Origin of the sequence: Sphingobium xenophagum (assembly GCF_002288285.1) — a bacterium.
Taxonomy (GTDB): domain Bacteria; phylum Pseudomonadota; class Alphaproteobacteria; order Sphingomonadales; family Sphingomonadaceae; genus Sphingobium; species Sphingobium xenophagum.
The window spans coordinates 2,057,358-2,081,906 of the sequence record NZ_CP022745.1; the positions used below are offsets into that span (position 1 = coordinate 2,057,358).

At 63.9% G+C, this 24,549-nt stretch carries 23 protein-coding genes and 2 pseudogenes; 18 read left to right on the forward strand and 7 right to left on the reverse strand.

Going from position 1 to position 24,549, the window contains the following annotated elements:
* Positions 1-2 precede the first annotated feature (2 nt).
* The 7 genes from CJD35_RS10155 (at position 3) to CJD35_RS10185 (ending at position 6,234) form a co-directional block, all read left to right on the forward strand.
* Positions 3-3,107, forward strand: a complete 3,105-nt coding sequence (locus CJD35_RS10155; RefSeq protein ID WP_017182193.1) for an efflux RND transporter permease subunit — start codon at positions 3-5, stop codon at positions 3,105-3,107.
* 24 nt (positions 3,108-3,131) lie between these two features.
* Complete coding sequence (locus CJD35_RS10160; RefSeq protein WP_017182192.1) at positions 3,132-3,680, forward strand: TspO/MBR family protein; 549 nt, start codon at positions 3,132-3,134, stop codon at positions 3,678-3,680.
* 42 nt (positions 3,681-3,722) lie between these two features.
* Positions 3,723-4,022: an accessory factor UbiK family protein gene (locus CJD35_RS10165; RefSeq protein ID WP_026002231.1), complete on the forward strand. Its 300-nt coding sequence runs from the start codon at positions 3,723-3,725 to the stop codon at positions 4,020-4,022.
* 42 nt (positions 4,023-4,064) lie between these two features.
* Positions 4,065-4,571: a type III secretion system chaperone family protein gene (locus tag CJD35_RS10170; protein WP_017182190.1), complete on the forward strand. Its 507-nt coding sequence runs from the start codon at positions 4,065-4,067 to the stop codon at positions 4,569-4,571.
* Between the two features lie 7 nt (positions 4,572-4,578).
* Positions 4,579-5,391 (forward strand): pyrroline-5-carboxylate reductase family protein, encoded by an 813-nt coding sequence (locus CJD35_RS10175; RefSeq protein WP_017182189.1) that lies wholly within the window; start codon positions 4,579-4,581, stop codon positions 5,389-5,391.
* Positions 5,392-5,408: 17 nt separating this feature from the next.
* Positions 5,409-5,912, forward strand: a complete 504-nt coding sequence (locus CJD35_RS10180) for an asparaginase domain-containing protein (RefSeq protein WP_017182188.1) — start codon at positions 5,409-5,411, stop codon at positions 5,910-5,912.
* A gap of 79 nt (positions 5,913-5,991) precedes the next feature.
* On the forward strand, positions 5,992-6,234 hold the full coding sequence (locus tag CJD35_RS10185; protein ID WP_017182187.1) for a hypothetical protein: 243 nt from the start codon (positions 5,992-5,994) through the stop codon (positions 6,232-6,234).
* Positions 6,235-6,307: 73 nt separating this feature from the next.
* On the opposite strand, the gene CJD35_RS10190 is transcribed toward CJD35_RS10185, so the two are convergent.
* The 4 genes and pseudogenes from CJD35_RS10190 to CJD35_RS10205 form a co-directional block, all read right to left on the reverse strand.
* Entirely contained in the window at positions 6,308-6,835 is a 528-nt protein-coding gene (locus tag CJD35_RS10190) for a CarD family transcriptional regulator (protein ID WP_017182186.1), read from the reverse strand.
* 245 nt (positions 6,836-7,080) lie between these two features.
* Positions 7,081-7,419 carry a ferredoxin FdxA gene (fdxA, locus tag CJD35_RS10195; RefSeq protein ID WP_006963738.1) on the reverse strand — a complete coding sequence of 113 codons (339 nt, stop codon included), beginning with the start codon at positions 7,417-7,419 and terminating at the stop codon, positions 7,081-7,083.
* Between the two features lie 95 nt (positions 7,420-7,514).
* The gene (locus CJD35_RS10200; RefSeq protein ID WP_017182185.1) at positions 7,515-7,811 is read right to left on the reverse strand and encodes an RNA-binding S4 domain-containing protein; all 297 of its coding nucleotides are present in this window, start codon (positions 7,809-7,811) and stop codon (positions 7,515-7,517) included.
* Positions 7,804-10,448 (reverse strand): annotated as a pseudogene (locus tag CJD35_RS10205) (helicase-related protein). The gene CJD35_RS10200 and the pseudogene CJD35_RS10205 overlap by 8 nt, the downstream one beginning before the upstream one ends.
* 223 nt (positions 10,449-10,671) lie before the next feature.
* Between CJD35_RS10205 and CJD35_RS10210 the strand changes: the two are divergent.
* Both CJD35_RS10210 and CJD35_RS10215 read left to right on the forward strand, forming a co-directional pair.
* Positions 10,672-12,201 carry a M23 family metallopeptidase gene (locus CJD35_RS10210; protein ID WP_017182183.1) on the forward strand — a complete coding sequence of 510 codons (1,530 nt, stop codon included), beginning with the start codon at positions 10,672-10,674 and terminating at the stop codon, positions 12,199-12,201.
* A gap of 40 nt (positions 12,202-12,241) precedes the next feature.
* On the forward strand, positions 12,242-13,027 hold the full coding sequence (locus tag CJD35_RS10215; protein WP_017182182.1) for a nucleotidyltransferase family protein: 786 nt from the start codon (positions 12,242-12,244) through the stop codon (positions 13,025-13,027).
* A gap of 115 nt (positions 13,028-13,142) precedes the next feature.
* On the opposite strand, the pseudogene CJD35_RS10220 reads toward CJD35_RS10215, so the two are convergent.
* Positions 13,143-15,448, reverse strand: a pseudogene (locus CJD35_RS10220) (putative bifunctional diguanylate cyclase/phosphodiesterase).
* The gene (locus tag CJD35_RS10225; protein WP_086485421.1) at positions 15,445-16,059 is read right to left on the reverse strand and encodes a cupredoxin domain-containing protein; all 615 of its coding nucleotides are present in this window, start codon (positions 16,057-16,059) and stop codon (positions 15,445-15,447) included. The pseudogene CJD35_RS10220 and the gene CJD35_RS10225 overlap by 4 nt, the downstream one beginning before the upstream one ends.
* 115 nt (positions 16,060-16,174) lie before the next feature.
* On the opposite strand from CJD35_RS10225, the gene CJD35_RS10230 reads away from it, so the two are divergent.
* From CJD35_RS10230 to CJD35_RS10240, 3 genes are all read left to right on the forward strand, one after another.
* On the forward strand, positions 16,175-17,047 hold the full coding sequence (locus tag CJD35_RS10230; RefSeq protein WP_026002229.1) for a DUF3034 family protein: 873 nt from the start codon (positions 16,175-16,177) through the stop codon (positions 17,045-17,047).
* A gap of 7 nt (positions 17,048-17,054) precedes the next feature.
* On the forward strand, positions 17,055-17,531 hold the full coding sequence (locus CJD35_RS10235) for a group I truncated hemoglobin (RefSeq protein ID WP_017182178.1): 477 nt from the start codon (positions 17,055-17,057) through the stop codon (positions 17,529-17,531).
* 78 nt (positions 17,532-17,609) lie between these two features.
* Positions 17,610-17,792 (forward strand): CsbD family protein, encoded by a 183-nt coding sequence (locus tag CJD35_RS10240; RefSeq protein ID WP_017182177.1) that lies wholly within the window; start codon positions 17,610-17,612, stop codon positions 17,790-17,792.
* 36 nt (positions 17,793-17,828) lie between these two features.
* Here CJD35_RS10240 and CJD35_RS10245 read toward each other — a convergent pair whose 3' ends face one another.
* Positions 17,829-19,208 (reverse strand): alanine/glycine:cation symporter family protein, encoded by a 1,380-nt coding sequence (locus tag CJD35_RS10245; protein WP_026002228.1) that lies wholly within the window; start codon positions 19,206-19,208, stop codon positions 17,829-17,831.
* Between the two features lie 123 nt (positions 19,209-19,331).
* Here CJD35_RS10245 and glmM point away from each other — a divergent pair, with 123 nt between their 5' ends.
* The 6 genes from glmM (at position 19,332) to CJD35_RS10275 (ending at position 24,539) form a co-directional block, all read left to right on the forward strand.
* On the forward strand, positions 19,332-20,672 hold the full coding sequence (gene glmM / locus CJD35_RS10250) for a phosphoglucosamine mutase (protein ID WP_017182175.1): 1,341 nt from the start codon (positions 19,332-19,334) through the stop codon (positions 20,670-20,672).
* A 12-nt stretch (positions 20,673-20,684) separates the two neighbouring features.
* A complete protein-coding gene (locus tag CJD35_RS10255; protein ID WP_017182174.1) occupies positions 20,685-20,909 on the forward strand; it encodes a DUF1272 domain-containing protein in 225 nt (74 codons plus the stop codon).
* A complete protein-coding gene (thiD, locus tag CJD35_RS10260; RefSeq protein WP_017182173.1) occupies positions 20,906-21,673 on the forward strand; it encodes a bifunctional hydroxymethylpyrimidine kinase/phosphomethylpyrimidine kinase in 768 nt (255 codons plus the stop codon). The genes CJD35_RS10255 and thiD overlap by 4 nt, the downstream gene beginning before the upstream one ends.
* Complete coding sequence (locus CJD35_RS10265; RefSeq protein WP_026002227.1) at positions 21,666-22,265, forward strand: ribonuclease HII; 600 nt, start codon at positions 21,666-21,668, stop codon at positions 22,263-22,265. Before thiD ends, CJD35_RS10265 begins: the two co-directional genes overlap by 8 nt.
* 223 nt (positions 22,266-22,488) lie before the next feature.
* Complete coding sequence (locus tag CJD35_RS10270; RefSeq protein ID WP_017182171.1) at positions 22,489-23,136, forward strand: L,D-transpeptidase family protein; 648 nt, start codon at positions 22,489-22,491, stop codon at positions 23,134-23,136.
* A gap of 224 nt (positions 23,137-23,360) precedes the next feature.
* A complete protein-coding gene (locus CJD35_RS10275; RefSeq protein WP_095687019.1) occupies positions 23,361-24,539 on the forward strand; it encodes a DUF262 domain-containing protein in 1,179 nt (392 codons plus the stop codon).
* Positions 24,540-24,549: the final 10 nt, after the last annotated feature.

Genomic DNA, 24,549 nt, shown 5'->3' on the forward strand with positions numbered 1-24,549 from the left:
CCATGCAATTGTCCGACCTGTCCGTCCGCCGCCCGGTATTCTCCGCAGTCATCGCGATCCTGCTCTGCATCGTCGGGGTGGTCGGCTATCTCAGCCTGTCGGTGCGCGAATATCCTGACACCGACCCGCCGATCGTGTCGGTGGAGACCATCTACACGGGTGCTGCCGCTTCGGTCGTCGAAACCCGGATCACCCAGTTGATCGAGGATGCCGTCGCAGGCGTTCAGGGCATCCGCACCATTACGTCGACATCCCAGGATGGCACGTCCGACATCAGCATCGAATTCGATCCCTCGCGCGATATCGACACTGCGGCGAACGATGTGCGCGATCGGGTGGGATCGGTGGTGGAGGATTTGCCGGAAGAGGCGCTGGCGCCCGAAATCCGCAAGGTCGACGCCGATGCGCGGCCGATATTATACCTGTCCTTTTCCCGCCCCGGCTGGAGCGAAATCCAGCTGAGCGACTATATCGACCGCAACATCGCCGATCGCTTTTCCGCCATTGACGGGGTGGCCCGCGTCACGATCGGTGGCGAGGCGCGTCCATCGACGCGTGTGTGGATGAACGCCGAACGGCTTGCGGCCTTCGGCCTGACGCCAGCCGACGTCGAAAATGCGCTGCGCACGCAGAATGTCGAACTGCCCGCCGGTCGATTTGAATCGAAGGATCAGAACCAGACGCTGCGCGTCGAGCGGCCCTTCGCCACGCCCGACGAGTTCGCCCAGTTGGTGGTTGGCCGGGGCGCGAATGGCTATCAGGTCAAGCTGGGGGACGTCGCCCGGATCGAGGAAGGGGCGGAAAATCCCTATAGCAGCTTCCGTTCCAACGCGGGGACGGCCATCGGCCTGGGGATCGTGCGGCAATCGGGCGCCAACACGCTGGAGGTTGCGGACAAGGCCAAGGCGCTGGTCGAACAATTGCGCCCGAACATGCCGCAGGGGATGCGGGTGGCGGTCGGCTCCGACGAGTCGCTGTTCATCAGCCGCGCAATCGACAATGTCTATGACACGCTGCTTGAAGCCGCGCTGCTCGTGATTCTCGTCATCTTCCTGTTCCTAGGCTCAGTGCGTGCGACGATCGTTCCCGCCATCACCGTGCCGATCTGCCTGCTGGCGACCTGCGCGGTCATGTGGCTGCTTGGCCTGTCCATCAACCTGCTGACCCTGCTGGCCTTCGTGCTGGCGATCGGGCTGGTGGTGGATGACGCCATCGTCGTGCTGGAAAATGTCTATCACCGCATCGAGCAGGGGGAGGACCCGCTGGTCGCCTCTTATCTCGGCACGCGGCAGGTGGGTTTTGCGATCATTTCCACCACATTGGTCGTGTGCGCGGTGTTCGTGCCGGTGATGTTCCTGGCGGGGCAGACCGGGCTGCTGTTCCGCGAACTGGCGGTCGCGATGATCGCCGCCATCGCTTTTTCGGGCTTCATATCGCTCAGCCTGGCCCCGATGCTCTGTTCCAAGCTGCTCAACAATGCCGAACGCGGGCGGTTGGCGCGCTGGGTGGATGCCCGGTTCCAGCGGCTGGAGGGCCGCTATTCCCGCTGGCTGGACCATGTGCTGCGCAAGCCGCTGCTGCCGTTGATCGGCGTCGGACTGTTCCTGGCGCTTGCCGGGGGGATGTTCACCCTGCTGCCGAACGAACTGGCGCCGGCGGAGGATACCGGCGTCGTCGACAGCCAGATCAGCGCGCCGGAGGGCACCGGCTATGACCGGATGCTGGCCTATATGCGCAAGATCGAAGCGGCGCTAGCGCCGCTGCGGGAAGATGGCACCCTCCAGAATCTGGTCGTCCGCACCCCCGCCGGTTTCGGCACGTCGGACGATTTCAACAGCGGCAACGTGATCGCCTTCCTGCGTCCATGGGAGGACCGCACGATCACGACGGCGGAAGTCGCGACCATCATCAACAAGGTGATTGCCGAGCAGCCCGGCGTGCGCGGCAACGCCGCCCCCCGGTCGGGCCTGGGGCGCGGGCGCGGGCTGCCGGTCAATATCGTGCTCGCTGGTTCGACCTATGAAGGGCTGGTGGCGGCGCGCGATCGCGTCTTTGCGGCGGCGGCCAACTATCCGGGGCTGATCAACCTGGACAGCGACTATAAGGAAACCAAGCCGCAGATGCGGATCGACGTCAACCAGCAGCGCGCGGGCGATCTGGGCGTGTCGGTGAACGACATCAGCCAGGCGTTGCAAAGCCTGCTGGGGTCGCGGCGCGTGACCACCTATGTCGACCGGGGCGAGGAATATCGCGTGCTGGTGCAGGCGGAACAGGAGGGACGCCAGACGCTCGCCGATCTGGAGCGGATTCAGGTGCGCGCGAACAATGGGGCGCTCGTCCCGCTGTCGGCGCTGGTCACGGTGCGCGAAGTCGCCGGGCCGCGCCAGCTCAACCGCTACAACAAGCTGCGCGCGATCACTTTGTCAGCGGCGCTGGCCCCCGGCACGTCGCTGGGGCAGGCGCTCGCCTTTCTGGAAAATGAAGCGCGCCAGTCGCCCGAAGTGCTGGCGATCGGCTATCGCGGCGAAAGCCAGTCCTTGCGCGAAACCGGCGGGTCGATCTGGCTGATCTTCGGCCTCACCATATTGATCGTCTATCTGCTGCTGGCCGCGCAGTTCGAAAGTTTCATTCACCCCGGCGTGATTATAGCCACGGTGCCGCTGGCGGTGGCGGGCGGTGTGCTGGGGCTGATCGTTACGGGCGGATCGGTCAATCTCTACAGCCAGATCGGCATCGTCATGCTGGTCGGGCTGGCGGCCAAGAACGGCATATTGATCGTCGAATTCGCCAACCAGTTGCGCGACGAGGGCATGGAGGTGGCGCAGGCCATTCGCGAGGCCGCGACCCGGCGCTTGCGGCCGATCCTGATGACGTCGATCGCCACGGTCATCGGCGCGGTTCCGCTGGTGATTCGCGGGGGCGCTGGCGCTGCTGCTCGCAATTCGATCGGCGTGGTCATCGTGTTCGGGGTCAGTCTGGCGACGCTGATAACATTATTCCTGATCCCCATATTCTATTCGCGTGTTGCGAAGCGGACCGTTTCTCCGCAAACCGTTGGTCGCAAGCTGGATTCGGCGTTGAAGGATTCGCCCGATCCAGCCGAATAGGATGAGCGTGGAGAAGCGTTGCCGATGAACGAAATCGCGTCCCCCGGCCAGTTGCGCCTTGCTTATCTGCGCTGGGCGCTGGTGACTGTGCCGGTCATTGTCCTGCTGGGTTTTCTGTCGGGTCAGCTCGCCAATAGCGGCTTTGGCAATCGCTGGTTCGACGCGCTGGAAAAACCGGCGCTGATGCCGCCGGGCTGGGCGTTTGGCGTTGCCTGGACCATCCTTTACATCGCCATGGCGCTGGCGCTGGCAATCGTGCTGCATGCGCGCGGAGCCAACGGGCGGGGCACCGCCATCACCCTGTTCGTCGTCCAGTTTGTCCTGAACCTTGCTTGGTCACCGCTATTTTTCCGCGCACACCAGGTCGGCAGCGCGCTGGTGCTGATCCTTGTCCTGATTGTGCTGGTCGCCATCACGACCTGGCTGTTCAGCCGCATCCGCCGTGTCGCGGGCTGGCTGCTGCTGCCCTATCTGGCCTGGCTGGCCTTCGCGTCTTTCCTCAATTTTGAGATTAATCGCCTGAACCCGGACGCGGAAACCCTTGTCGCGCCCGCGCTCCAGACCCAGATATGAGTTTTGGCGCGGCTTTCCGCGCCCGTTGAGAGGATGAGCATCATGCAGAGCGAGAACCGCTTTTTCGACGATCTGGCCAAGCTGGTGAACGGCGCAGCCGGGACCGTGGCGGGCATGAGCCGCGAGTTTGAAGCCAATGCGCGCGAGAAGGCGCGGGAATGGATGGGCGGCGCGGACTTTGTGTCGCGTGAGGAGTTTGACGCGGTCAAGGCGCTGGCGGCTGCGGCGCGCGAAGAGGTCGAACTGCTCAAGGCACGCATCGACGCGCTGGAAGGCAAGACCCCTGAACCGGTCAAGAAAAGCGTCAAGGCGACCAAGCCCAAGCCCGGCGGGGTGGACTGATCCTGTCTGTCCTTTCATCCTTCACGGTGTTAAGGCGCGCCGATGATGGACAGTGACGAGTTTGAACATGGCGGCCAGGAAGCCGCGCCGATCGACATGCTGGCGGCTTATTTCGAGGCGCATGGCTGGACCTACGAGCAGGTCGGCGAGGATGAGATCGTCGCCAATACGCAAGGGTCGTGGGCGCAATATGAACTGCGCGGCATCTGGCGTGACGAAGATCAGGTGCTGCAACTGCTGGCGCTGCCGGACATTCGCGTCACCGACGAAAAGCGGGGCACGATCTACGAGGCGCTGGGGCTGATCAACGAACAGCTGTGGCTGGGCCATTTCGAGCTTTGGTCGTCGAGCGGCATCATCCTGTTCCGCCACGGCGCGCTGCTGGGCGTTGGCGGCACGTTGACGCTGGATCAGGCGCAGTTGCTGGTCGAAACCGCGATCGACGAGTGCGAGCGTTTCTATCCGGTGTTCCAGTTCGTGCTGTGGGGCGGCAAAAGCCCGACCGAGGCGATTGCCGCCAGCCTGATCGAAACCCGCGGCGAAGCCTGAGCGCGCGATGACGATCTGCTGGCCCGATCATCTTTTCCTTGTCGGCTGCGGCAATATGGCCGGGCAGATGCTGGCGCGCTGGCTCGACTGCGGGCTTGATCCCGCGCGGGTAACGGTGCTGCGGCCAAGCGGGCGGCCGGTTGCCGATGGCGTAGCAGTCGTGACGACCTACCCCGCCACATTGCCGGCCGGGACGACCATATTGCTGGGCATGAAGCCCTATCAGATTGCTGATGTCGCCACGGCGCTGGCGCCCTTGTGCGGGGCGGACGTGCGGATCGTCTCCATCCTGGCGGGTACGCCGATCGCCGATTTGCGGGCGCGCTTTCCGGCCGTGGGCGACATGGTGCGGGCGATGCCCAACTTGCCGGTGGGGCTGGGAGAGGGCGTCACGGCGCTGTTTGCCGACGACGGGACATCCGCGCAGGCCAAGGCCGATATTGGCGGACTGATCGAACCGCTGGGCCTGGCCGAATGGATTGGCGACGAAGCGCTGTTCAATCAGGTGACGGCGCTGTCGGGATGCGGCCCTGCCTTTCTGTTCCGCTTCATCGACGCGCTGGCGCGGGCTGGCGAAGCGCTGGGCATCCCCGCCGATCAGGCTGCGCGCATGGCCCTGACGACGGTGCAGGGTTCGGCCAGCATGGCTGCGCGGGCGAGTGACAGTCCCGGCGTGCTGGCCGACCGGGTCGCCAGCCCCGGCGGCATGACGCGCGAGGGAATGAATGTGCTGGACGCCGACGACCGCCTGCTGGCGCTACTCACCGACACGCTGGCCGCTGCCCGCGATCGTGGCGAAGCCATGGCGCGCGGGGCTTGAACCTGACCGGAGCCATTATGCTGACCCCCGACACGCCTATACTGATCCTGACCACTGGCGGCACGATCGACAAAATCTATTTCGATGCGCTGTCCGACTATCAGGTCGGCGAAACCGTCATGGCCCGTTTGCTGGATGTGGCGCGGGTCAAGCGGCCCTTCCGCGTCGAGGAAGTCGTGCGCAAGGATAGTCTGGAACTGGACGATGCCGATCGGGCGTTGATCCGTGCCCGCGTCGCCGCTGCGCCGGAAAGCCATATCGTCATCACCCATGGCACCGACACGATGACCGATACGGCCAAGCTGCTGGCCGATATTCCCGGCAAGACGGTGGTGCTGGTGGGTGCGCTGGCTCCGGCGCGTTTTGGCGAGAGCGACGCGAGCTTCAATCTGGGCATGGCCTTTGCCACCGTTCAGGTGGCGGAGCCCGGCATCTACATCACGATGAGCGGGTCCGTATTCCGCGCCGACGCGGTAGTGAAGGACCGCGCGAAGGGCGCCTTCGTTCCGATTGGCCAATAGGTCGGACCCTGCCGGGCGGGAACCTCCCTCAACAGCCGCGCATTATGCGGCCATCTATTGTGTTGAGGAGGAGAGGATCATGGCCGAGTATCAGGAGCGTCCGGCAACGACGACGACGACAGTGATTGAAAAGCGCGGCAGTGGCGGCATGACATTTGCGATCCTGCTGCTGGTCGTCGTGGTGGCGGTCGCCGCCTTCTTCCTGGTCAGCAGCGAGACGAGCAAGGATAATGCCGTGACCAGCGCCGCGACACAGGTGGGGCAGGCCGCCAGCGATGTCGGCGACGCGGCACAGGATGCAGTTGGCAGCAAGGGCGAATAAGCCCGATTGCGCTCATAAAAAAAGGGGCGCGCCTTGCGAAAGGCGCGCCCCTTTTTTGCGTCAGTGGCTGATGTCAGCCTTCGACCTTGGCATATTTCGGCGCGGCTTCGTTGAGGATCGCGAGGATCTTCTTGAGCGCGGCGGGCTCGTCCGTCTCTTCCATCGCCGCCAGTTCGCGGGCGAGGCGGCTGGACGCAGCCTCGAAAATCTGGCGTTCGGAATAGCTTTGTTCCGGCTGGTCATCGGCGCGGAACAGGTCGCGCGTCACTTCGGCGATCGACACCAGGTCGCCCGAATTGATCTTCGCTTCATATTCCTGCGCGCGGCGCGACCACATGGTACGCTTGACCTTGGGCTTGCCCTTGAGCGTTTCCATCGATTCTTCGAGCGTCTTGTTGGACGAAAGCTTGCGCATGCCCACGCCTTCCGCCTTGTTGGTCGGCACGCGGAGCGTCATGCGCTCTTTTTCGAAGCGGAGCACATAGAGCTCCAGCTCCATACCTGCGATCTGCTCCTTTTGCAGTTCGATCACACGGCCCACGCCATGCTTGGGGTAAACGACATAATCACCAACGTCAAAGGACAGCGCCTTGGCAGCCATTTGGAACCTTTCCAATCAACCGGGGAACGGGGCCGTCGCGGAACATATGCGCTAGGGGCATATGCATGAGGGGTCCACGGCGCCACCGTCAGGACATGAAGCTAATTCTCCAGGGACGGACAGGAGGGTGTCCGACCGTTGGGAAGGTACATAGCAGATTCGTAACAAAATTGCCACCCCCGGACATAATCGCCGGGCGCGGTTGGCAAAAGGAACAAGATGGCAGCGGCGCGAGGCCGCCCGGATCAGTCGCCTGAGCCGGGTTCGGGAGAGAAATATTTCTCCAGCTTGCCTTCAACACCCTTCATTTCGTCGGCGTCGGCGGGCGCTTCGCCCTTGACCGTGATGTTGGGCCATTCAGCCGAATATTTGGTGTTGAGTTCCAGCCATTTTTCCAGGCCATTCTCGGTATCGGGCAGGATCGCTTCGGCCGGGCATTCCGGCTCGCACACGCCGCAGTCGATACATTCGCTTGGATTGATGACCAGCATATTCTCGCCCTCGTAGAAACAGTCCACGGGGCAGACCTCGACGCAATCCATATATTTGCAGCGGATGCAGTTGTCGGTCACGACATAGGTCATTGTCAGGGCACTCTTGGTTGGAAAAGCGCGGTCCTGCTATGCGCAGGCACGCCCAAGGTCAATGAGGATAATCTTGGCAGGCGACAGCTTGGGCTTCATCCCCCGACCGTCAATTCCTCATAACAGCGCTGCGCTTCCACCGCGGGGCCACGGCGGACCGGCAATTGCGCCACGCGCACCACGCGCACGCCCTGGCCATGGGGGAAGGTGATGAGGTCGCCCACGCGGATGGCGGCGTGGGCGCGTTCGATGCGGCGGCCATTGACGCGGATATGGCCGTCCTCCGCCAGTTTCTGCGCGCTCGACCGGCTGGGGCACAGACGGACGAACCACAGATATTTGTCGATGCGCAGCGTGGGGCCATGGCCGCCCACCGCGACCGGATCAGCCATTGCGGCCGAGCAGCGCGGCAAGACCGGCAAAGGCGTTGTTGGCTGGCGCTGCGGGCGCTCTGGCGGGCGTTGCTGCGGCAGGGCGGGGCGCTGGCCTGCCGCGTGGCTTGCCCTCGCGCGCCGGGGCGGGCTGTTGCTGGGGTGCGCGCGCTTTCTGGCGGCCCTTGAATATCCAGTTGGGCTTGCCTTCTTCCGCGCCTTCGACCGGGCGGAAGCCCGCCGCGCGCATCAGCGCCAGGAAGGCGGGTTCGGACAGGCCGAGCGAGACGATCTGCGGACTGGCGACGGTGAAGGCTTCGCCCTTGGCAATGGCTTCATGCGCGGTGCGGGCCATGCGTTCGGCCATGTCGATGCGCAGCATCTGTTCGCCAAAGGTGCGGAAGCCCGCGATCCGCGCGCCCATCTGGTCGAATTTCTCGCCCGCCGGGATCAGGGTAAGGCCGGGCAGGGGCAGCGGCAGGCAGGGCTTGCCGATCCGCGCCGCCAGCAACGCGCCGCGCCAGCGCGCTGCGCCGGGCTTGAGCAGGCCGGGATGATACAGGTCGAGCACGCCAATATCGATACCCGCCCGGCGCAGCAAATGGCGCTGATCCTTGTCCAGATGGCCCAGCGCCGAATCGAGATCGGTGCGCGGGCTGACCCCGCCAGCGTCGCCCAGTTGCGCGAACACAGCGCGCACCACGGGGGAACCTGCGGATCGGCGGCGCTTTCGGCCATCTTGACGAGCGGCAGCAGATGCTTCTGCTTTTGCGCATCGACCCAGTTGGTCAGGCGCGCCGATACCTGCTTCTGCGCATCCTGATCCAGCGCCAGAATCGCGCGATCCAGCCGGATTTCGGGGGCCAGCAGGGTTGGCCCGGCCAGCAGCGTTGCGACCGGCGTGCCGTTCCACGCGATGCAGGGCGCGTCACCCGCTGCGTCCAGAAGCGCGAAATCCACGTCCGCCGCGCCGATCAATTCGTCTGCCTTCACCCGTAATACCTTTCCAAGGCGCCTTTCCGCCGCAGCCAACAGCAATTTCCTGTCCTGATGGCGCGTAGCGGGATCGACCGAGAATCGGAAGCCGTCAAGTCGTCCTATCGTTTCGCCATCTACACAGACATTGCCGTCGGCCTCCACGGTTACGGGCAATTGGTTCACATTTTGGCCGATGTCGCGCAACAGAACGGTAGTGCGGCGGTCGACGAAACGCTGCGTCAGCGCGGCGTGCAGCGCATCGGACAGTTTTTCCTCCAGCGCGCGCGTCCGTTCGGCCATTTCGGCGGGTTGGGCCAGCCAGTCGGCGCGATGGGCGATATAGGCCCATGTCCGCGCCGCCGCGATCCGGCCCGACAGCGTGTCAATATCGCCCTGCACCGAATCGAGCCGGGCGAGTTGCTGGGCGAACCAGTCGCGCGGAATATGGCCGTTTCCTTCCGACAGAAACTGCCAGATGCGATTGACCGTGCGGGCATGATGATCCGCGCCCAGTTTCTGAAAGTCGGGCAGGCCGCACGCATCCCACAGCCGGGCGACCTGTCGCGGGGCGCGCACCCGGTCGATGACTTGCGGGTCAGCGGCCATGCGCTTCAGCACGGCAAGGTCGACCGCTTCCGGCGCGGCGCGCAGTTCGGGGCGGTCGGGTCGCATCTCCAGATCGGCGATCAATGTCGCCAGACTGTCGAGCCGGGGTGCGCCGTCGCGCCAGTATAGATGCTCGATGGGCGGAAAGCGGTGCGCCTCTATCGCCTCTATCTCTTCCGGGGTGAAGGCGGCATGGCCATCTTCCCCGCCCAGGCTGCCGAATGTGCCGTCCTTGTGATGGCGGCCCGCGCGCCCGGCGATCTGCGCCATTTCCGCGACGGTCAACCGGCGGCTGCGGCGGCCATCGAACTTGCGCAGCGACGCGAAGGCGACATGGGCGACATCGAGATTGAGGCCCATGCCGATCGCGTCGGTGGCGACCAGATAATCGACCTCGCCATTCAGGAACATCTGCACCTGCGCGTTGCGGGTGCGGGGGCTGAGCGCGCCCATCACCACCGCCGCGCCACCGCGAAAACGGCGCAGCATTTCAGCGACAGCGTAGACTTCTTCGGCGGAGAAGGCGACGATGGCCGATCGTTTGGGCAGGCGGGACAGCTTCTTTGCGCCCGCATAGGACAGGGTGGAGAAACGCGGCCGACCGATAATGTCGACATCGGGGATCAGCGATTTGACCAGCCGCGCAATGCTGGCCGAACCAAGGATCATTGTTTCTTCCCGCCCGCGCGCGCGCAGCAGCCGGTCGGTGAAGATATGGCCGCGTTCCGGGTCCGCGCCGATCTGCGCCTCGTCCAGAGCGACAAAGGCGTAATCGGACTGGCCCTGGGGTGCGGCTCCGGCCTGTCGGCCTATGCCGAGCGGCATGGATTCGGCGGTGCAGAGGAAATAGCGGGCCTGTGGCGGGACGATCTTTTCCTCGCCCGTGATCAGCGCAACTTGGGCCGGTCCCTTGATCGCCACCACCCGGTCATAGACTTCGCGGGCCAGCAATCGCAGCGGAAAGCCCATCATGCCGCTGGAATGGCCGCACATGCGTTCGACGGCCAGATGGGTCTTGCCGGTATTGGTCGGGCCCAGAACGGCGGTAACGGGCGAACGGGTGAACTGGACCATGGCCCATTCTGTCGGGCAGGACGGGTCCGGGGGCAAGCGGATTCCGTGGTTCCATGGTCTGCCGCGATCCTGTCGGACCGCTGGCACCGTTCGTCGCATGGATGCGTGTCGCGGCCCCGTCTTAAATTGACTTTAACCTTGGGCGTTCACAACAGTCGCGCTCGACGCACGGCGCGCGGGGCCGTTGCGGACGCAATGAGAAAATGCCCTGGGGGTCGCGGGTTTGTTTCAGGAAAGCCAGTTTGGATCGCAACAGGGCGGCGCGTCCGTGTCGCTGTGGCTGGCCGATTCGATTGCCCGGACGCCGGTAGCCCAGCCGCCGCAGGACTGGCGCGCGCGTTTGCGCGAATGGTCGGACGCGGTGGAACTGGTCCCCGATCTTGGCCAGCGTGTCGGCAGCCTGACCTGGTTTCGCGGCCTTGCCACCTGTATCGGCCTGTGCGCCACGGCCATCTATCTGTCGCCCGGTTTTCAGCCCGTGCCCGGCGCGCCCGGCGCGCTGCTTGGCGAAAAGCAGTTCGACGAAGTGCGCAGCCAGATGATCACGCCATTGGCGCTGGGTGCGGACAGTGGCCATCGCATGGGATCGACCGATGCGGTCCAGCCGCTGCGCCAGACACCAGAACGCCCCCAGATCGAATTGAACGCCCAGGTCGGCAGCAGCGATACGCTGTCGCGCGCCTTGTCGCGCGCTGGCGTGAGCAGCGGGGACGTGGCGACGATCAACGCGCTGGTCGGCAGCAATATCGCTGGCGGGGTGAAGCCGGGCACGCGGCTCGACATCATATTGGGCCGCCGCGCCAGTCGCGACCGGCCCCGGCCGCTCGACAGGCTGGCGTTCCGCGCCCGGCTCGACCTGGGGATGGAACTGACGCGCGCAGGTGGCGTGTTGTCGGTCAAGCGCATCCCCATTCGCGTCGACGATACGCCGTTGCGTATTCAGGGCGTGGTTGGCGACAGCATCTATCGCTCGGCCCGCGCAGCCGGTGCACCGCCCAAGGCGGTGCAGGCTTTCCTGCGGGTGATTGCGGGGCAGGTCGATCTGGGCAGGATCGGGGCGGGGGACCGCTATGACATCGTCACCGCCTATCGCCGCGCCGAAACCGGCGATGTGGAGGTGGGCGATCTTCTCTATGCTGGCCTTCAGCGCGCCAGCGGCAAGTCGATCGACATGCTGCGCTGGACCAAGGATGGCCGCACCGAATGGTTCGAGGCGTCGGGCGTGGGCGAACGGCGCGGCGTGCTGTCATCCCCGGTCGCCGGGCGCATGACGTCGGGCTATGGCATGCGTCGCCATCCGATATTGGGTTATACGCGCATGCACGCAGGCGTCGATTTCGCCGCGCGCTACGGATCGCCCATCTATGCTGTGACGGACGGGGTTGTCGCCTTTGCCGGGCGGCATGGCGGGCATGGCAATTATGTCCGCATCCAGCATGGCGGGGGTCTGGCCAGCGGCTATGCCCATATGAGCCGTATCGCCGCCGCGCCGGGTCAGCGGGTGCGCCGCGGGCAGGTGATCGGCTATGTCGGGTCGACGGGCCTGTCGACCGGACCGCACCTCCATTATGAACTGTATCGCAATGGCGCGACGATCAATCCGCTGTCGGTGAAGTTCACCACAACCGCGCAACTGGCCGGGGCCGAACTGTCCGCATTCCGCGCCAAGCTGGCCCAATATAAGGGGCTGCATGTCGGCGAGCAGGACCGCTTTGCGCAAAAGGCGCTGGGGCCGGTGACGAGCGGGAAATAAGCCGCTTTCCGCGCTGCCCCTGCTTGGGTAGAGGGCAGACATGAGCACGCCCATCACCGCCATCCTGCTTGCCGGATCACGGCCCACGCCCGATCCTCTGGCGGTCGCTGCTGGCGTGGCGATCAAGCCGCTCGCCCCGGTCGCGGGCCAACCGATGATCAATCATCCCGCGCGCGCGCTGCTGGCGCAGCCGGCGGTGGGACAGGTCATCATCCTGACCCAGTCGTCCGCCCCCTTTGCCGCTGATCCCGCGACGGCTTGGCTGACGACACATCCGCAGGTCCGGTTCGAGCAGAGCGGGGCGGGCATAGCCTCCTCCCTGCTGGCGCTGCTGGAGCGGGGCGATGTCCCCTTTCCGATCCTGCTCACCACAGCCGATCATGTGCTGCTCGACAGCGCGATGCTCGATCAGTTTACGCAAGAGGCCGCAGGCGCCGATATCGCCGTGGCGATGGTGGAGCGGCGCATATTGCTGGCGCGCTATCCTGGGTCGCGCCGCACATGGCTCAAATTTCGCGATGGCTGGTGGTCGGGCGCCAACATCTTCTGGTTCGGCAGCGACCGGGCGCGCTCGATCATCGCCTTGTGGCAGGAGGTCGAGCAGGACCGCAAGAAGGGGTGGAAGATCGTATCGGCCTTTGGCCCGGTTGCGCTGATCGGCACGCTGCTGCGCCTGTTGACGCTGCGCGGCGGGATTGCGCGGATCGGGCGGCGCTTCGGGCTGACCGCGCGGCTGGTGGCGATGGAGAAGGCCGAAGCCTGTATCGACGCTGACAAGCCGGACGATGTCGTGCTGATCGAACGGATCGTCGCCGCGCGCGGTTAGGCGCGCAATCACCTTGATCCGTCCGTTTCGAGCGAAGTCGAGAAACTTGTGCGCTACGTTTCTCGACTTCGCTCGAAACGAACGGAGGTAGGTTCAATCTGGCGCGACGATGCGCCTAGGCCGCCTTGCGCGCGCCGTCCAGCTTGTCCAGCAGCGCGTCGACATCTTGCGCCGGGATCGGGCGGCTGAACAGATAGCCCTGGATCTGGCCGCATCCTTCGGCGCGCAATATGTCGAGCTGGTCGCTATGCTCCACGCCCTCCGCCGTCGTTTCGATGCCCAGCGCGTCGGCCAGCGTCGTAATCGCGCGGATGATGGCGGTTGCGCCCTGATGTTCCAGCAGATCGACGATGAAGCTGCGGTCAATCTTGAGCTTGTCGAACGGGAAGCTGCGCAGATAGCTGAGCGAGGAATAGCCGGTGCCGAAATCGTCGAGCGCCACGCGCACGCCCAGCGCCCGCAGGCTATGGAGCGAGGATAGCGTCGCCTGTCGATGAACAGGCTTTCGGTAATCTCCAACTCCAGCCGGTTGGGCGCGAGGCCAGACCGCGCCAGCGCCTGAAGCACGACGGCGGCCAGATTGGGGCTGCGAAACTGGATCGGCGATATGTTGACGGCCACGCGGATATGGTCGGGCCAGGTCGCGGCGATACGGCAGGCTTCATGCAGCGCCCATTCGCCGATCGGGATGATGAGGCCGGTTTCCTCCGCCATCGGTATGAAATGGATCGGCGACACCATGCCGCGCGTGGGATGCTGCCAGCGCAGCAGTGCCTCGAACGCTGTCACGCGATTTTGCGACAGGCCGAACAGCGGCTGGAAATGCAGCGCCAGTTCGCCATTGCGCAGCGCGTCGTGCAGGTCGGTTTCCAGCGCGCGGCGGGCCTGCGCCTCTGCGTCCATGGCGCTTTCAAAGAAGCGATGGCTGCCCTTGCCCTCGCTCTTGGCCCGGTGCAGCGCCAGTTCGGCATTTTTGAGCAGGCTGGTTGCGTCCGCGCCGTCCTGCGGGCTGAGCGCAATGCCCACGCTGGCGCTGACGATGATGCGATGACCATCTATGTCGAACGGTTCGGCCAGCGCCGCGACGATGGCGCGACCCGCCTGATCGGCCGTCTGCCCCCCGGCGCGCAGCTTGATGGCAAATTCGTCGCCCGCCAGCCGGGCGGCAAAGCCGCTGGGGCAGGTCGCCTTCAGTCGTGCGCCGACTTCGCACAACAGGGCGTCGCCAACCGGATGGCCAAGCGATTCGTTGATCGATTTGAAATTGTCGATGTCGATGCAGAACAGCATCAGATTGCCGCCTTCGGCGCGGGTGAGGCCAAGCGCAACCTGTTCGCGCAGCATCGCCCGGTTGGGCAGGCCGGTCAGCGCGTCGTGGAAGGCCATATGCGCAATCTGCGCCTCGCGCGCCTCGACCGCATCGACCATGCGGTTGAAGCTTTGCGCCAGCCGCCCGATTTCGTCGCGCGTTTCGACCTTCACCTGCGCATGTTCGCCTGCGCTCACCTTGCGGGCGGCGGCTTCCAGCGCAACGATCGGCCGCGACAGGCTGCGCGATGCGGCAAATGCGCCGGCCACGGCCAATACGCCGCCAACCACGCCGAAACCGAACAAGGCCCACAGGATCGGCGCATAGCCAGCCATCGCGCGGGTCAGGCTATATTCCAGCACCAGCATTTCCGGCGCAGTCTCTATCAGCGTTTCAACAGGCCGGGTCTGCACCAGCATCAGTTCGCCGTTCCGCACGACTTCGCGCAGGCCACCATTGGCCGTGTCCGTCCGGGCGACACGTGCCAGCGGCATGAGTTGCGGATGCAGGTCGATCGAGGACAGTTTCGCCAGCGCCTTCAGGTCGGTCGGGCCCATGTTGCGGGCAAGGACGACCCAGCCGGTCAGTATCGGCGCGCGGACGGGCGCGGCCGCGACGATATGACCCTCGCTGCCCCATCGCACCACGCCCTGTATCCGCCCGGCGTCGAGCGCGTCGTAAAGCTGGTCCTGATCGGTACGGCCAAGATGTTGAAGGTCGCCCACCACCGTGCCATCGACCCCGACGAACATTGCATGGTCGAGCTGGAAGCGGCCCTTGAGGCTATGCAGCGCGGATTCGATCGTCGGGGCGTCATTGGTGCCCACCGCCTCGCGAAAGCCGAAATCGCTGGCCAGCACGTCGGCCCCCTGGCTCAGTTGACGCCGTTGCATCGCCGAAATCCGGTCGAACAGGGCGCTGCCGACATTCATCTCATGCCGGATGGCATTTTCGGCATAGCTTTCGATGGCCTGGCGCGTGCCCAAAAGCGTGAGCGTCGTTACGGCCAGAAACAGCGCGCCGTAGAACAAGGTCATCCTGATCGTCAGGGTCGACTGTGCCGTGCGCCGCCAGCGCAGCCACCGTCTTTTCAGGCGAAGGGGTAGGCTCATTTGGACGCGCGCAACGCCAATGGCACGGTCTTGCTCTCCATGCCGCTCGCCGGAATGGGCAGGTTGATCAGCAATTCATTGTCCTTGCCCTTGAGCAACGGGTGCCAGACCGTGACCCGCGCCGTGCCGGTCCCCAGCCCGTTTATCCGCGCCTGTCCGGCGGCATTGCTCTTGGCGGCGAAGGGGGTGTCGACCACCTTGATGAAGCCGCTCATGGCATCATGAATATTGCAGCCCAGCGCCACCGCGCCCGGACTGGTGAAGGTGTAGCTGCGGCTTTCATCCTGTCCGAACAGCTTGATTTCAAACTTGGCCGCCTTGGAAAAGGAATAGACATGATGTCGCACCTTGTCCTTGTTGGGGAATTTGACCGTCGCGCCAACGGGTACGATCAGCACATGGGGCGAAAAGGCGATATTCTGCTGCACCATGGTCGTGCCCCATGGGAAGCGGATCGGGCCAGCCGGGATGCCGCCGGCGGGACGGACGGTGACGACCGCATCGCTGACCGGGCGGCCAGCGGCATCGACGATCCGAAGATCGATGTCGCCCGCCATGGCCGGGCTGGCGATCAGGGAGAGGGCGGCGAGGAAAAGGCGTGGCGCGTTCATGGTTACTGTTGGTAAAAGCAAACATTGAACAAATGTTTAGTTCGTTATGGACCGCATTTTCACGCTGACGGGGCGGGAAACATTATTTTAACCATGATTTGCCTATCTGCCGATCATGACCTGTTTCCGTCCTTTCCTGTGCATCATGCTCGCGCTGGCTGCTTTGTCCCCGCAACAGGGCATGGCCAGACCGATCCGCAATGGTGGCAAATTGCTGCTGACCAATGGCATCAGTTCGCTGGAAGGGGCGTCGGGCGGTGGCCTGACGCCCTGGGCGGTGATCGCCGGCAATGAAACATCGGACGGCTTCGGCCTGTCGGCCCATGGCACGCTGGTCGAGGTCAAGGATTATGACTATCAAAGCGCTGGCGTCGCGATCGGCATCCGCGATAGCATCGAACTGAGCTACACGCATCAGGATTTCAACACGAACGAGATTGGCGCGGCGCTGGGGCTGGGCAAGGATTTCGCCTTTTCGCAGGATATTTTCGGCGCGAAGGTCAGGCTTGCGGGCGATCTGGTCTATGACCGGCTGCCAGCCATCGCGGTCGGCGTTCAGTATAAGAATAATAATCAGGGTGCGATCGTCCGGGCGGTGGGGGCCAAAGGGGACGAAGGCGTCGATTATTATGCGTCGGTCAGCAAATTATTCCTCGCGCGCTCCATCCTGCTGTCGGCGACCGCGCGCCTGACCAAGGCGAACCAGATGGGGCTGCTGGGCTTTGGCGGCGGCAAGCAGGGCAATCACACGCTTCAGTTTGAAGGATCGGCCGCCTGGCAATTGTCGCGCCGGATCGCGATCGGCGGGGAATATCGGCGCAAGCCTGACAATCTGAACATCGCGCGGGAAGATGACTGGTTCGACGCCTTTGCCGCCGTCGCCATCAGCCGCAATGTCACCGCGACCATCGCCTATGCCGACCTTGGCTCGATCGCCACGGTAAAGAAGCAGCGCGGCGTGTTTCTCCAGCTTCAGACCGCCTTCTAAAGGACGCATGCCCATGTCCATCATCCTCTCGCTGCTGTTGTTGCAGGCGCCCTATGCTTTGCCGGGGGAGGCCGCCGTGGACCCTTATGTCGCCGACAATCGCCAAGCCGGGGCCGTGCCTTTTACGGGCGACGGCATGGCGAAGGCATTTGGCGGGCAGGATGGCATCCGCCGCATCGTCGATCGCTTCGTCGCGATCAATTTCGCCGATCCGGTGATTGGCGAGATTTTCGCCAATCATGACAAGGTTCGCCTGAAGCGCACCTTGTTCGAGCAATTCTGCTTCATCCTGAATGCGGGCTGCACCTATAGCGGGCGGGACATGGCCAGCGCGCACAAGGATCTGGGCGTGCAGAAGGCGGACATGAACCGCCTCGTCGAAACGCTCCAGCGCGCGATGAGCGAGGAAGGGGTCAGCTTCCAGGCGCAGAACCGCTTTCTCTCCAAACTCGCGCCGATGCGCCATGATGTGATCGAAAAGTAACGTTACGCCTGCGTTCTGGCTGAAACCCTTTCTCCCCGCGTTGGTTTAACTTGTGGAAATCACGCAAGGAGTATTCACATGGGTGAAGTAACCGACAAGTTGAAGGCCGCTGGCAACAAGGCGGCGGGCGCCGTCAAGGAAGGTATCGGCAAGGCGACCGACAATGAGCGCATGGAAGCCGAAGGCAAGGCGCAGAAGGCCAAGGGCACGGCTCAGGACGTTTCCGGATCGGTCAAGGGCGCCCTTGGCGACAAAATCTGATTTCGACTTGCTCCCAAGCAGGAGAAAGCCCCGCCCTTATCCGGCGGGGTTTTCTTTATCCGCCAGATAGGCGCGCACGTCCCGGCGCAATTCGCCCGCGCACAGATATAGCGCGATGACATTGGGGATCGCCATCAGGAAGAAGCTGCTGTCGACAATGTCGACGACACGGCCAAGGTCGATCGCTGCTGCGGGTGGCAAAGCGACGATGTAGAGGATTTTATAGGTCCATTGCGCGCGCGGACCATGGCCGAACAGATAGCCCCAGGCCTGCAAGCCGTAAAATCCCCAAGCGACCAGCGTCGAATAGGCGAACAGAAACACCACGACCGCCAGCAGCCAGGGGAACCAGGGCGACACCTGCGCAAAGGCGGCGGAGGTAATCGCAATGCCCTCCAGCCCCATATTCCATGTCCCCGCGACGACCAGCGCCAGACCGCCCAACGCGCACACGATCATGGTGCCGAGCAGGGGTTCAAGCAGCGCGACCAGCCCTTCGGACACCGGGTGGCGCGCCCGTGCCAGACTGTGCGCCATCACGGCCGATCCGACGCCCGCCTCACTGGCGAACACCGCGCGGCGCATCCCGGCGACGAACGCGCCCACGGCGCCCCCTGTCGCCGCCTGGCCATTCCACGCCCCGTCCCAGATCAGCGCCAGCGCGCCGGGGATGGCGTCCAGATGCAGGATCAGGATCGCCAGCACGCCCGCCAGATAGACCGCGACCTTGAGCGGGGTCAGCCTTTTGGCGACTTCTCCCAGCCAGGCCGCGCCGCCCAGCGTCACCAGCGCGACGGCCCCGGCCAGAAACACGCCATAGGCCCATCCGTTGGTCAGGCCCGTTACCACCTTCACTTGCGCGAAACTCTGATTGACCTGCACCATCGGTATGGCGCCGAACAGCGCGAAAAAGGCGTAGGCACCGCCTAATATCATGCCGATTTTCGGCCATCCGCGCGCAGCGCCGACGGATTTGAGCACATACATCGGCCCGCCATGGACATGGCCAGCATCGTCAAAGATGCGATATTTGAGGCCCAGCGTGACCTCCGCCATCTTCACCGTCATCGCGAACCAGCCGATGATGAACATCCACAATATCGCGCCCGGTCCACCCATGGTCAGCGCCACCGCAACGCCCGCGATATTGCCAAGCCCGATCGTGCCGGACAGCGCCGTGCTGAGCGCTGCCCACTGGCTGACATCGCCCTTTGCCTCGCCCTTGTCCGGCTGGGTCCGCAATATGCGGATCGCGCGGCCGATCTGGGTGATATTGGGAAAGCCCAGCCACAGGGTGAAGAACAGCATCGGCAGCGCCAGATACAGCACGATCAGTTCGATCTGCGCGCCCGCCACGGGCACCTTGAAAAATACCGCGCCCGACAGCGCGTCGATAAAGCCATTGAAACTGTCCATCGCGCGGGGATGCCGCGAGGCCGTTGGAAAGTCGATCAAGAAAAACTTGGCTTTCTCTCATCCCGCTCATGCCGAACGGTTCTGGGGTTGATACCGGGCGTCTCTCCGGTGCATGAGAAACGCATGACCAGACGATATTTCGGCACCGACGGCATACGCGGGCGCACCAACGCATGGCCGATGACGGCGCAACTGGCGATGCAGGTCGGCATGGCGGCGGGCACCCATTTCCAGCGCGGAGACCATCGCCATCGCGTTGTGATTGGCAAGGATACGCGGCTTTCGGGCTATATGGTGGAAAATGCGCTGGTCGCTGGCTTTACCGCGGTGGGCATGGACGTGGTGCAGTTCGGGCCGATCCCGACGCCCGCTGTCGCGATGCTGGCCCATTCGATGCGCGCGGATCTGGGCGTCATGATTTCCGCCAGCCACAATCCCTATTTCGACAATGGCATCAAATTGTTCGGCCCGGACGGCTACAAGTTGTCGGACGAGGATGAACTGAAGATCGAGGCGCTGATCGAGCAGCAGGTGCCGCTGGCCGCGTCCAAGGATATTGGCCGTGCCCGCCGGGTCGAGGATGCGCGTGGCCGCTATATCCATGCGGTCAAATCCAGCTTTCCCGCCGACCTGCGGCTCGATGGCCTGAAAATCGTCATCGATTGCGCCAATGGCGCCGCCTATCAGGTCGCGCCGTCCGCCTTGTGGGAACTGGGCGCGACCGTCGTGGCGGTTGGCGTCAATCCCAATGGCACCAACATCAATGACGGCTGCGGATCGACCGCGCCCCTGCTGTGCCAGGAAACCGTCGTATCGTCGGGCGCGGACATTGGTATCGCGCTGGATGGCGACGCGGACCGGCTGATCGTGGTCGATGAGAAAGGCCAGATCGTCGATGGCGACCAGATCATGGCGCTGATCGCCGCCAACTTCGCGCGCGCGGGCACGCTGCGCGGCGGCGGGCTGGTGGCGACGGTCATGTCCAATCTGGGGCTGGAGCGCTTTTTGACCGGGCAGGGCATTGCCCTCGAACGCACCAGCGTGGGCGACCGCTATGTGCTGGAGCGGATGCGCAGCGGCGGCTTCAATGTCGGCGGGGAGCAGTCGGGCCATATGATCCTGTCCGATTATGCGACCACCGGCGACGGTACGGTCGCGGCGTTGCAGGTGCTGGCTGCACTCGTCCGGTCCGGCAAGCCCGCCAGCGAGACGCTGCACCAGTTCGATCCCGTGCCGCAATTGCTCAAAAATGTCCGCTTTTCCGGGGGCAAGCCGCTGGAGCATGATGATGTCCGGCGCGTCATTGCGCAGGCGCAGGCGGAACTGACCGGCGTTGGCCGGCTGGTCATCCGCCCGTCCGGTACGGAACCTGTGATCCGGGTGATGGCCGAAGGCGACCGGGAGGAACAGGTGCGCGACGTTGTCGACCGTATCTGCGCCGCGGTCGAGAAGGCGGCGGCGTGACGGGGATCGATCATGCTTGAAATGCGCCCCGATTGCGAACGCTGCGGCACGGACCTGCCTGCCGATGCGCCCGGCGCGTTCATCTGCTCGTTCGAATGCAGCTTCTGCGCGCCCTGTGCGGAGGCGCTGGACGATCGCTGCCCCAATTGCGGCGGCGAGCTGATGGATCGGCCGACCCGCACGGGCAAGGCGCTGGCGGGCAATCCCGCGTCCACCGTGCGTTACTTCAAGGGATGAGCATCGCGCGCATTTTGATCATCGCCGGGTCCGACAGTGGCGGCGGCGCGGGCATACAGGCGGATCTGAAGGCCGTGACGATGCTGGGCGGTTTCGCCATGACCGCGATCACCGCGATCACGGCGCAAAATACGCTGGGGGTGCAGGGCGTGCATCCGGTGCCCGCCGACATGGTGCTGGCGCAGATGCGCAGTTGCATCAGCGACATTGGCGTCGATGCGGTGAAGATCGGCATGATCGGGTCGGCGGAAACGGCGATGGCGGTGGCCGATCTGCTGACGGGTTTGCGCGATGTGCCGATCGTCTTTGATCCGGTGATGGTGGCGACCAGCGGGTCGGTGCTGGCCGATGCGGAAACGATCGCGGCGTTCGAGAAACTGATGGCGATCGCCACGCTGGTGACGCCCAATATCCCGGAACTTCTGGCGCTGGGCGGGGAGCGGGTTGCCGCGCGCTTTGGCACGCATGTTTTGGCCAAGGGCGGGCATGGCGTCGGCCCGGTGCTGGTCGACCGGCTGCTTGGTCCCGACGGGCTGGTCACCGACTGGACCGATCCGCGCATCGACACGCCGCACACCCATGGCACCGGCTGCACCCTGGCCAGCGCGATCGCGACCGGGCTGGGGCAGGGGATGGCGCTGCCGGGCGCTATTGCGCGGGCGCGGGCCTATGTGCGCGCGGCGCTGACCATCGCGCCGGGGCTGGGTGGCGGGCATGGGCCGATGGGTGCGCCGCGCGGGTTCGAAGCGCCCTTCCGTGCCTGATTTCGCCCATGAACTGCGCCACCATCCGGGGCTGGTCGCCGGGGTGGATGAAGCGGGCAGGGGGCCGCTTGCCGGGCCGGTGGTCGCGGCGGCGGTGATTTTGCGGGCGGAGGATTGCCCGGAGGGGCTGGACGACAGCAAGGCATTGTCGGCCAGGCGCCGCGCCGCGCTGGAGGCGGAGATCAAGGCGCGGGCGCTGTGCTGGGGGCTGGGCGTCGCCAGTGTCGAGGAGATCGACCGGATCAACATATTATGGGCGACGATGCTGGCCATGACCCGCGCGGTCGAGGCGCTGGGGCGCGATTGCCAGCATGTCCTGGTCGATGGCAACCGCGTGCCCGACTGGCGCTGGCCCGCCACCCCGGTCGTGGGCGGCGACGCCCGGTGCCTGTCGATCGCCGCGGCCTCCATATTGGCCAAGGAAGCGCGGGACCGGATGATGCGGGAGGCGGCCGCCATCCACCCCCATTATGGCTGGGAAAGCAACAAGGGCTATGGCAGCGCGCAGCATCTCGCCGCGCTGCGCACCCATGGGCCAACGCCGCTGCACCGGCGCAGCTTTGCCCCCGTGGCGCAGATGCTGCTGATTTAAGGGCACTGTCCCACACAACCTCCGTTCGTTTCGAGCTTAGTCGAGAAACAGGGCGCATCGTTTCTCGACATAGTTTATCCAGAGCGTCTGCCGCAGATGGGCAATCGAAGGGCTCGAAACGAACGGGGGACGCTGTTCTCTCCCCTGTCCCAAGTCGGGACCAATGCGGCAAAGCGCAGCGTCCCCCTCTGGCGCGACGCTGGCATATGGTTAAGAAAGGCTTATGCTTTTCGCCCGGTTGTTCGTCCTATCATGCTGTCTGATCCTGGGCATGCCGTCCGCGCGGGCGGAACTGGCCGACCTGCCGCTGGCGCCGGGGGCGTATCGTTGGGCCGATGATGCCGCCGCCAGCGGGCCGCTCTACCTGATCATCAGCCTGGAACGGCAGCGCGTCCATGTCTATCGCGGCGACCGGCTGATCGGCGCGGCCAGCGTGTCCACGGGGACGAAGGGCCACCGCACCCCCACCGGCAGCTTCCCTATCCTGCAAAAGCGCCAGTGGCACCGCTCCAACCTCTACAGCAATGCGCCCATGCCCTTCATGCAGCGGCTGACCTGGGACGGCATAGCGCTCCACGCCGGGCATAATCCCGGCTACCCCGCCAGCCATGGCTGCATCCGCCTGCCCTATGCCTTCGCCCGGCAACTCTTCGCCCTGACGCAGATCGGCACACTGACGCAGGTGACCGCCAACCGTCTGAACGCCGCGATCCTGCTCGACCCGCTGGTGCTGGGCGACAAGGGGAGCAGCGTGGTGACGTTCGGGATGGAGGGCGGCATGGGCGGCAGCGCCATGCGGACGGGCGCGGCGACGCGGGTGCCGATGTTGGAGATCGACCCGGATATTTTCGGGGTCTGGGGTCGACGGTGAGTGGGGCGGGTTGGCCGGAAGGCAACTGGCCGGTTTGGTATCGGGTCACGGGGCTAGCTGACTCTCGCACGGCGTCGGCTCCCGACCAGAGTGGCTCGTTTTGATTTGCTTTCAGAAATGTTGGCTTGAGACAGAAACGGCGACACGGTGGATGCCGAACGGAAGCCCTTGCTAAACCGAACTCGCGTAGGACATATGAAGCATGATTTTTCATAGGTGTAGTAATGTCTGGTAACGAGGGCGAAGATATCGGTCCCGAGGTAGTCCTACAATACGGTGAGATCACCGAAGACGATCTGGGGTTGGTCGCGGACGATATCCAGCAACTGGTTGTCGCGCCCACCGACTGGACGATAAGTGTCCTCGTTGATCTGCTTCGCAAGCGTAAGATCGATTTGCAGCCGAACTACCAGCGACGAGTGGCCTGGGACGAGGGGAAGATGTCTCGGTTCATTGAGAGCCTTTTCATGCGGCTGCCGGTCCCTCAGATTGTCTTGGCTGAAATGCGTCCCGGGGTCTTTGCCGTTATCGATGGTAAGCAGCGTATCAATTCGCTGGCGCGGTTTTGTTTGGACGATAAGGCACCTTTGCGGCTGGGCGGATGTGAGTATCGCGCGGACCTGAACAACAATACTTACGATGATCTCCAAGCAATCCCGGCTCTGGAGCCGTCAGTAGATGCTTTCCAAAATCACACGGTACGGACAGTTGTAGTCAAGAATTGGAAGTCAGACAGCCTACTTTACTTATTGTTCTTGAGGTTAAACCAGAATAGCGTAACGCTTTCTCCTCAAGAGCTTCGTAGGGCTCTCTATCCCGGCAAGTTCATGGACTGGCTGGATGATAAGACCGCACAGTCCGCAGCGATGAAATCGGTCTTCAAAAAAGTGCCGGACTTCCGCATGCGCGATATGGAAGTTGCAACTCGATTTCTCGGCTTCCACAGGTTTACCGACCTGTATGAGGGCAACATGAAGAAGTTTTTGAACGAAACTTCCCAAAGGCTGTCTGAAAATTTCGACGCTCAGCTGGGCCAGTTAGAGCATGACTGGATGCAGCTTGAAGATGGTATGTCTCTAGCAAGCACCATCTTCGGCAAGGATGCGTTCAAGTCCAGACAGGACGGAAAGTATCAGCGCAGTCCGAACCGCGCCGTTATTGATATAATGGCATACTATTTTGCCGATCCCGCCGTGCGTGCTGCAATCCCCGACGACAAGAAGCCGGCCATTCGCGCCGCGTTTGAAGATCTCTGCGATAATAACGCGAAGTTTTTGCAGGCTCTCCAGACATCAACGAAGACAACAAAGGCTACAAGCCAGCGGTTCCATGACTGGGGCGACGCACTAAGAAAGGTTATTGGCGCAGTTGTTCGTGAATTTCCATTGGCTCGCAATCCTTAAGAGTCTGATT